The following is a 7947-nucleotide window of genomic DNA, read 5'->3' as shown; positions in this document are numbered from 1 at the left end:
GAAGGCCGGGCCCTCGTCCATCAGACCGGCGAGGACGTCGACCAGGATCTCGACCTGTTCACCCGACTTCGCGGAGACCGGGACGACCTCGGATTCGGGGCCGAGCAGGGTGGACAGCGCGAGCAACTGCTTGCCGACGGCGTCGCGGCTGACCTTGTCGATCTTGGTGACGATGCCGACCAGCTTGGTCTTGGGCGCCATCTGACGGACCTGCTGCACGATCCAGCGGTCGCCGGGCCCGATGGCCTCGTCGGCGGGGATGCACAGGCAGATGACGTCGACCTCGGAGTAGGTGTCACGCACCAAGTCGTTGAGGCGCTGCCCGAGCAGTGTGCGCGGCTTGTGCAGTCCTGGGGTGTCCACCAGGATCAGCTGCGCATTGAAATAGAACACTCACCCGAATTGGTGGTGGGGCCCGCTCCGTCGTGGGCGGGAAGCGAGCATGAGGGGGAACGAATGTCTCGGCACCTGGCGAGGATCTTCAGACGGAAGATCTTCGTTGCGTCGGGGGGTCTGGCCCTGGCGGTCTCTCTGCTGACGCCGGCCTCTTCCGCACAACGGCCCGAGCAGGCGCAGCCGGCGGCGCAGCCGGTGGCGGCGACCGCGACGGGCGCGGTCTCACCGTTCGCCCAGAGCGGTCCGCGCAACATGATCAAGCGGCTCCAAGACACGTACATCAGCAACACGGACACCGTCGACCACTCGCAGGAACGCCTGCTGCACATCGGCACGCCGAACGGTGGCACGACCAAGTACCGCAGCTTCCTGAAGTTCGACGTCTCCCGCCTGACCGGCGCGAACATCAAGAGAGCGTCCCTGCGCATGTACAACTCGTTCGTGGCAGTGCAGGACTGCAATCAGAACCCCTGGTTCGGCGTGTACCGCGTGGCCGAGGCATGGGACCAGCAGACGATCACCTGGGCGAACCAGCCCACGGTCGGTGAAGGCGTCGGCAAGTGGTTCGGTGTCGGACACCCCACCTGTGAGGACCAGCCCAACAAGTACCTGCCGGACGAGTCCTCGGGCATCCTGCGGATCGACATCACCGACATGGTCACGGCCTGGACCCGGCCGGGCACGACGACGCCCAACCACGGCATCAGGCTCAGCAGCAACGAGGGAGCACCCCACCCGACGACCGGCGCCACCGGGTACAAGGACTTCTGCTCCATGAACCCGACGACCCCGGACAAGGACAGGGCGTGCACGAAGGCCTACTTCGCGCCCACCCTGGAGGTCGAGTTCAACGAGGGGTCCACCCCGTTGATCGCGGGCAACGAGTACGGCCCGCCCTACGCCGGCGGCTATCCCGTGGCAACCGAGGCGCTGGAGTTCCTGGACTCCAACAAGCCCTCTGTGTGGGAGGCTTCAAAGCCGTACCAGCGGTGGCTTCCCGACGCCTACCACGCAGTGGAGGACACGTCTCTGAACGGTGCCGCCTGGAAGGGAGGCACCTCGCACAAACTCCGACCCGGCGGTGTCTACGGCGACCAGGTGCTGGTCACCGGTGACGGCGCCAGCGGTTTCATCGGTGTCATCCCCTACCCGGCCCTCTCCGGATACCACTGGGCCATCAACGTCAAGAGCGCGGGCGAACCCGGGGACCTGCACGGCGTGGAAGTCCTTCCCGACGGGGGAGTCGTCGCCGCGTTCGCCGGAGGCAACGGCTTCCCCGGCAAGATCGAGCTGTACACCAGGACGCAGGGCACGCCGGGCAACTGGAGCGGCACGCCGAAGCAGACGATCCCGCTGAACTCCGCACATGAAGTCGTGTACGACCCGAACGGCGGGTATGTCTGGGCCCTCGGCGGCCTGGAACTGGTCAGGTTCACTTACGACACCGGCACAAAGCAACTCACCGACCCCAAACGTTTCGCCCTGCCCAAGCAGTCGGGCGGGGGTGGCGCCTGGGGCCATGACCTGACCCCCGTCTACGGAAACCCGGACCGCCTCTGGGTGGGCGCCAACGGCGGCGTCGCCCAGTTCTCCAAGAGCGGCGCTGCCCAGTGCCACACGAAGAATGATCCCGCCAAGTGGCCCGCCACCGCGCAGGTCGCGGAAGTCGAGAACGGCGCCAATCACTGGTGCACCGACTACGCCAATGAGCCACTGGTCAACACGCGGATCATGCTCAACAGTGTCGGCAGCGATCCGGTGACGGGCCGGGTGGCCACGACCTGTGCCAAGGAATGCGGCCTGGCCAACCTCGACGCGGACGGGAAGCCCACCTACACCACCAGCTGGATTGAGACCATCGACTCCGTGAATGGTCTGAAGCAATACCGCTGGAGCGAGCACAGCAAGCACTACAAGGCGACTTGGGCGGTCGCCTCCTACAAGTAGCGAACAGTCAGAAGGCCCGGCGTGAACGACCAGCTCCTGCGGGACAGTCACGCCGGGCCTTTCGTGCGCTTATGCACATGGTGGAACAGGGCGCGACCACGATGTGGGATCGCTGGAGGGGATCGACGACGAGGCCGTGCCATGACTCGTTCAACCATGACAGCGAGGGGGCAGTGTGGACCACCTGCACCGCTTCGTGGCCGGTCAGTCGGCCTCCACCCCCACGATGATTAACCGTGGCCGCACTCGTCTCCACACTGGCCGCACTGTGACTGAGGGTCCTGCTCAGCCCGTTTACCCGTTGCATTGCTCAACAGCACAGCGCGACGCGCTTACGGGGCCGACAGGGCTGTGCGCTCGGCTCTCTCCAGCCAGTCGGTGTACCAGCGGGCGAACCTCACCGGCATAGCGTTGGCGTCGAGGAGTGGCGCGAGGTCGACGTCGTCCACCCGGCAGTCGGACCAGATCGTGCCGCGATGGCTGCCGCTGATGATCAACCACTCCCTCTGGGCGCAGCCCATGTGGGAGATCACGATGGCACCGGCGGTGCGCTCCGGGGCGAACATGACGGCCTCCCACCGCTCGTCCCACGCCTCGATGGCGTTGTCGAAGTCCTCGATGTCGTCGAAGTCCTCTTCCGCGGGGCGTTGGGCAAGGAGGTCGTCGAGCAGCTTCGGGTCCGGGCCCTGGTCGGGAAACGGCTCGGCAAGCATCGACAGGTCGGCCAGGTCGGCGCCGTCGCCTTCCCAACGCCAGCGGCCTTGCACGCGCCGAACCGGGAACAGGCCGTACGCGGGGCCGGCGCCACCCGCGCCGACGTGGAGCAGGAACGCCCGGTACTCCTCCGGTAGCCGCACGCCTATCTGAGCCTCGAGTTCGGCAAGCTCGCCCCGGGTGAGCGGCTCCTCCAGGACCCACTTGTGCCCCAATGCCCCGAACACCTTGCCGCCCCCAGGCCCTGCTCCCGCCGCTTCTACCCGCTGACGTACGCCCACCCACCACTGATCGTTCATGCGCAGACCGTACGTGCAGCCACCGACACCTGGTCGCGAGGGCCCATTGCTGCCGTCCCGACGCGCCCAGGAACGGCCCGACGTCCAAGGCCCTCGGTACGACACGCACATCGGCCGACCGGGACCCTCGGCGACCGACAAACACACTCAGTCGCTCCCACCACGCGATGCCCGGCGTGTGCTCCCACCGTTGGGCACGCGCCCGCCGGACTTTCCGTTGCTGTCGAACCGGTGGCCATTGCTGTATGTCTAGGGCAGGCCTGCCGCAGGCGCACGGCGTCACAGCGGGCTGGCGACCTAGGGTGCGTTTCAGAAGTGGATCTTGATGTGGCACGATCCACTTCGTGGGGCGGCATGATCTGACGAATGCACAGTGGGCGAAGCTGGAGCCCTTGCTCCCGGTCGGCAAGAAGCCTGGACGACCACCGGTGCACACCAAGCGGCAGTTGATAGACGGCATACGCTGGCGCACCCGCGCCGGTGCTCCGTGACGGGACGTGCCCGAGCGGTACGGCCCGTGGGAGACGGTCTACGGTCTGTTCCGGCGCTGGCAGCGGGACGGCACCTGGCACCGTATCTTCGAGCAGCTACAGTCCCAGGCCGACGCCGAGGGACTGATCACCTGGGAGGTCTCGGTGGACTCGACCATCGCCCGCGCCCACCAGCACGCGGCCGGTGCCCGCAAAAAGGGGATCTGCAGATCGAGCCGCCAGGTGGTGTGTTCATCGAGCCCGACGACCACGGGCTCGGACGTTCCCGGGGTGGGCTGACCACCAAGCTGCACCTGGCGGTCGAGCAGGCTCAGAAGCCGATGGCGTTGGTCATCACGGCTGGACAGTGCGGTGACTCGCCGCAGTTCCAGGTGGTCCTGGGTCGTATCCGGGTGCCCCGGCTCGGGCAGGGCCGCCCGCGTACCCGGCCGGACAAGGTGCGCGCCGACAAGGCGTACGACTCCGCGCGAACCGCGACTACCTGCGCAAACGTGGCATCCGCTGCACGATCCCGGAGAAGCGCGACCAGATCGCCAACCGCAAGAAACGCGGTTCCCACGGCGGTCGCCCACCGAAGTTCGACAAGGACGACTACAGGCAGCGCCACGCGGTGGAGTGCGGAATCAATCGCCTGAAACGGCACCGCGCGGTCGCCACGAGATACGACAAGCTCACCGTCCGCTACGAAGCGACGGTGCTGGTCGCAGCCATCAACGAGTGGCTGTGACCAGCACTCAAAACGCACCCTAGTGCCGCATCGAGCAACGTTTGCCCTGCCTGTACGGTCAGGGCATGGATGCCAGCGGCCAGCCAACTCTTGACGAGATCGAAGATCGCTTCGTTGAGCTTGTCGCGGGACGGCTGTCCAGGGACGAGGCCGATCGCTGGGCGGCGAGGTGGGTGATGGAGGACGGGATCGTCTGGGACGACCTCTCCTGGTGGGCGCTGAACCGCCTCTACGGAATCGATCTCCCTGCGGGCGAGAGCGGCGGCTACCTGCACGACGACGAACAGGTACGGGCATGGCTTGCTGAGCTGAGGAAACGCCGAGCGATGTGAAGCGGCCGCAGCTCCGTCCCAAAGCCTGGTCGCTGCCAGGATGTGCGCGTGGCCGAACGGGTGCAGGTACGGGGGATCGATGACGACGAGGGCCGAAGACTGCTGCGGATCATCCGCAGGGGCACGGGATCGGTGGTGACCTGGCGGCGAGCCCAGATGGTGCTGCTGTCCGCGCAGGGTATGCCCGTGGCGAAGATCGCCGAGGTGACATTCACCAGCGCGGACCGGGTCCGGGACGTGATCCACAACTTCAACGCCGACGGCTTCGAGGCGCTCTACCCGAAGTACAAGGGCGGCCGGCCCAGAACCTTCACCCTCCCGGAACGCCGGGAGATCAAGAAGATCGCCAAGTCCGAGCCGGCCGAACAGGGCCTGCCGTTCTCGACCTGGAGCCTGGCCAAGCTGGCCGACTTCCTGGTCGCCGAGGGGGTGGTCGACGACATCAGCCACGAGGGCCTACGGATCCTGCTCCGCGAGGAGGGCGTGTCCTTTCAACGCATAAAGACCTGGAAGACCTCCCGCGACCCCGCCTACGCGGCCAAGAAGGCCCGGGTGGAGCATCTCTACGCGATCGCCGACGGCGAGGTCATACCCGAGGACGGCGAACCCGAAGTCGTCTTATGTCTCGACGAGTTCGGCCCGCTCAACCTGCAGCCCCACCCCGGGCGGCAATGGACCGAGCGCGGCGGGAAGCACAAGGACCCCGACCGCGAACCCCGCCCCCGCAGGCGGGCGACCTACACCCGCCCGCACGGGGTCAGGCACCTGTTCGCCGCCTACGACCTGGCCCAGGACAAGCTCTACGGCCACATCAAGCCGAAGAAGAACCGGACGAGGTTCCTGGAGTTCTGCCGCTACCTGCGCAGCCTCTACCCGCCGCAGATCCGTATCGCGATCGTGCTCGACAACTTCTCCCCGCACCTGACCACGAGGAAGGACACCCGGGTCGGCGACTGGGCCGAGGCCAACAACGTCGAATTCGCCTACACCCCGACCAACAGCTCCTGGCTGAACCGCATCGAGGCCCAGTTCACCGCCCTGCGCTACTTCGCACTGGATGGAACGGACCACGCCAGCCACAAGGAGCAGGGCAGCATGATCCGCCGCTACATCCTCTGGCGGAACAAGCATGCCGCCGACGAACGCCTACGCGAGGTGGTCGACAGGGCGAACGTTGCCTGATGCGGCACTAGTGCTGTGACCACGAACGTTCACCGGGTTGGTCGCGATGGCCTCGATCGCTGGACGGTTGGATACCCAGCCTGTGCGGTGATTGAGTCCTCCTCCTCGGGTCCTCCTGCATCGGGTGCGCCCTCATCCGCAGGGCGGATACGGTCCGCCGTAGCGGACGAAGCGTGGCCGCCATGTCCAGGGCCAGCATGTACGTCATGACGACAGCGACCGCCCCTCTCCCTGCCTCCGCACCTGCGCCTGTCTGGGCTCGCCGCGCCGCCCACGCCATCGCGCTGTGCGCCGTCCCGTCCGGCCTGTGGCGCGTCGCCATGGCATCCGGTGTCTATGTGGGCTACAGCGACCAAGTGCTGCGCGATGTCTTCGACATCCCAGGCTGGGGCATCGCATACGTGGTCGGCCTCTCCGTCCTCACTGAGCTGGCCGCTCTGTTTCCGCTGCTTCTCGTCAGCGACCGGTGGAGGCCGCTGCACCCCAGGATCCTCGGCCCGCTGGCCTGGACCGCCTCGGGCGTCCTGGTTCTGGTGGCACTGTGGCAACTCGTGGTCGCTTTCGCCGTCGAGAGCCAGACGTACATGTCGAGCGGTACGGCACAGACCGTCTGGGGGTTCGCTTTCGCCCCGCTGTTCGCCATCCCGGCCCTGATGATCGCGGTGACCTGGTCGTACGCAAAGCGGCACCGGGCACGTGGACAGGCATAGCCCCTACCACGTCCTTGACATCGGCTAACCCTGTCCCACCGCTTCCCGGCCCGCCACGCGTGGCCGATGGCTGAGCTGCCCAGTGATCGTTTCCGGGCCACCAGGTTGAGCGGTCAGGCTGCGGCGGCGAGTGGGCGTCCGCCCCAGCGGATGCCTTTCTCGCTGCGGATGCGGGCACGTTCCTTGCGCTGGGCGGCGAGTACGTCGGGATGGCGGGCGTTGGCGTTGCGCCAGCGTAGGTAGCGGTGCAGGGACCGGGTCTGCGCGGGGTGGCTGCGGTGGTTCGAGTTGGCCAGGGTGAACTGCCGCAGCGGGCCGAAGTGGGCTTCGATCGGGTTGGCCCAGGAGGCGTAGGTCGGGGTCGACGCCTACTCGAATCGCATTGCCCATCTGCTCGTCTCGCGGGGTGTCGAGCCAGGTGACAAGGTGGCGTTGTCCTGCCCGAACGTCCTCGAGTTCCCGATCATCTACTACGGCATTCTCAAGGCCGGTGGCGTCGTCGTTCCTCTGAACATTCTGCTCAAGGGACGCGAAATCGCCTATCACCTGGCTGATTCGGAAGCGAAGCTGTACTTCTGTTTCGAGGGAAGTCCCGAATTGCCGATCGCCGAGTACGCCATCGCCGGGTTCGAGCAGAGCGAGACCTGTTCGGCCCTGATCGTGATCAGCGCCGAGTCGGGTGCACCGTCGTCGATCCTCGGAGTCGAGACTCTAGGCGAAGCACTGGCGTCCGTGTCCGGCACGGAAACGCCTGCAGTCGCGGTTGTTCGTGAACCGACGGACACCGCGGTCATCCTCTACACCAGCGGCACGACCGGAAAGCCCAAGGGCGCCGAACTCACTCACTGCAACATGGTCTTGAATGCACTGTCGACCAACCGGTTGTTCGAGAGCGTTCCGTCCAGGCATGAGCGATATCTCCTGACCTTGCCGTTGTTCCACTCGTTCGGCCAGACAGTGACCATGAATGCGGGAATCTGCGTCGGTGCCACCTTGGTGTTGATGCCGCGCTTCGATGCGACCGCGGCACTCGAGATCATGGAACGCGAAAAGATCTCGGTCTTCGCGGGCGTCCCGACCATGTACTGGGGACTGCTCGGCGTGCTGGACGAGGTAGTGGAATCCGGGGTGGATGTCGAGACCGTTGCG

At 66.4% G+C, this 7947-nt stretch carries 8 protein-coding genes and 2 pseudogenes; 7 read left to right on the top strand and 3 right to left on the bottom strand.

Annotation, left to right across the window (positions count from 1 at the left end; translation table 11 throughout):
• A partial coding sequence (locus tag ABT116_RS36535; RefSeq protein WP_351643115.1) for a GTP-binding protein occupies positions 1–393 on the bottom strand: 393 nt, incomplete at its 3' end.
• A gap of 63 nt (positions 394–456) precedes the next feature.
• Here ABT116_RS36535 and ABT116_RS36530 point away from each other — a divergent pair.
• Both ABT116_RS36530 and ABT116_RS36525 read left to right on the top strand, forming a co-directional pair.
• Positions 457–2343 (top strand): DUF6528 family protein, encoded by a 1887-nt coding sequence (locus tag ABT116_RS36530; RefSeq protein WP_351643112.1) that lies wholly within the window; start codon positions 457–459, stop codon positions 2341–2343.
• A complete protein-coding gene (locus tag ABT116_RS36525; protein WP_351643106.1) occupies positions 2319–2573 on the top strand; it encodes an alpha-L-rhamnosidase-related protein in 255 nt (84 codons plus the stop codon). The genes ABT116_RS36530 and ABT116_RS36525 overlap by 25 nt, the downstream gene beginning before the upstream one ends.
• 102 nt (positions 2574–2675) lie before the next feature.
• Here the strand turns inward: ABT116_RS36525 and ABT116_RS36520 are convergent, their stop codons facing one another.
• Positions 2676–3356 (bottom strand): SMI1/KNR4 family protein, encoded by a 681-nt coding sequence (locus ABT116_RS36520; RefSeq protein WP_351643099.1) that lies wholly within the window; start codon positions 3354–3356, stop codon positions 2676–2678.
• Positions 3357–3700: 344 nt separating this feature from the next.
• Here ABT116_RS36520 and ABT116_RS36515 point away from each other — a divergent pair.
• The 4 genes and pseudogenes from ABT116_RS36515 (at position 3701) to ABT116_RS36500 (ending at position 6798) form a co-directional block, all read left to right on the top strand.
• A pseudogene (locus ABT116_RS36515) lies at positions 3701–4574 on the top strand (IS5 family transposase).
• 65 nt (positions 4575–4639) lie between these two features.
• On the top strand, positions 4640–4906 hold the full coding sequence (locus tag ABT116_RS36510; RefSeq protein ID WP_351643094.1) for a YxzC family protein: 267 nt from the start codon (positions 4640–4642) through the stop codon (positions 4904–4906).
• 48 nt (positions 4907–4954) lie between these two features.
• Positions 4955–6088, top strand: coding sequence for an IS630 family transposase (locus ABT116_RS36505; protein WP_351643088.1), 1134 nt, complete (start codon positions 4955–4957; stop codon positions 6086–6088).
• A 197-nt stretch (positions 6089–6285) separates the two neighbouring features.
• A complete protein-coding gene (locus tag ABT116_RS36500) occupies positions 6286–6798 on the top strand; it encodes a hypothetical protein (RefSeq protein ID WP_351643120.1) in 513 nt (170 codons plus the stop codon).
• 113 nt (positions 6799–6911) lie between these two features.
• Here the strand turns inward: ABT116_RS36500 and ABT116_RS36495 are convergent.
• A pseudogene (locus tag ABT116_RS36495) lies at positions 6912–7160 on the bottom strand (IS630 family transposase); the annotation flags it as partial.
• Between the two features lie 19 nt (positions 7161–7179).
• On the opposite strand from ABT116_RS36495, the gene ABT116_RS36490 reads away from it, so the two are divergent.
• A partial coding sequence (locus ABT116_RS36490) for an AMP-binding protein (protein WP_351643117.1) occupies positions 7180–7947 on the top strand: 768 nt, incomplete at its 3' end.

Source organism: Streptomyces sp. NPDC002130 (genome assembly GCF_040296465.1).
Taxonomy (GTDB): Bacteria; Actinomycetota; Actinomycetes; order Streptomycetales; family Streptomycetaceae; genus Streptomyces.
The sequence above is the reverse complement of the archived record's forward strand: the minus strand, read 5'-3'. Positions and strand labels throughout refer to the sequence as shown.

Bases quoted from the DNA above. Each gene is read 5' to 3' on its own strand.
- ABT116_RS36530 (WP_351643112.1), top strand. From the start codon at position 457: ATGTCTCGGCACCTGGCGAGGATCTTCAGACGGAAGATCTTCGTTGCG.
- ABT116_RS36520 (WP_351643099.1), bottom strand. From the start codon at position 3,356: ATGAACGATCAGTGGTGGGTGGGCGTACGTCAGCGGGTAGAAGCGGCG.
- ABT116_RS36510 (WP_351643094.1), top strand. From the start codon at position 4,640: ATGGATGCCAGCGGCCAGCCAACTCTTGACGAGATCGAAGATCGCTTC.
- ABT116_RS36500 (WP_351643120.1), top strand. From the start codon at position 6,286: ATGTACGTCATGACGACAGCGACCGCCCCTCTCCCTGCCTCCGCACCT.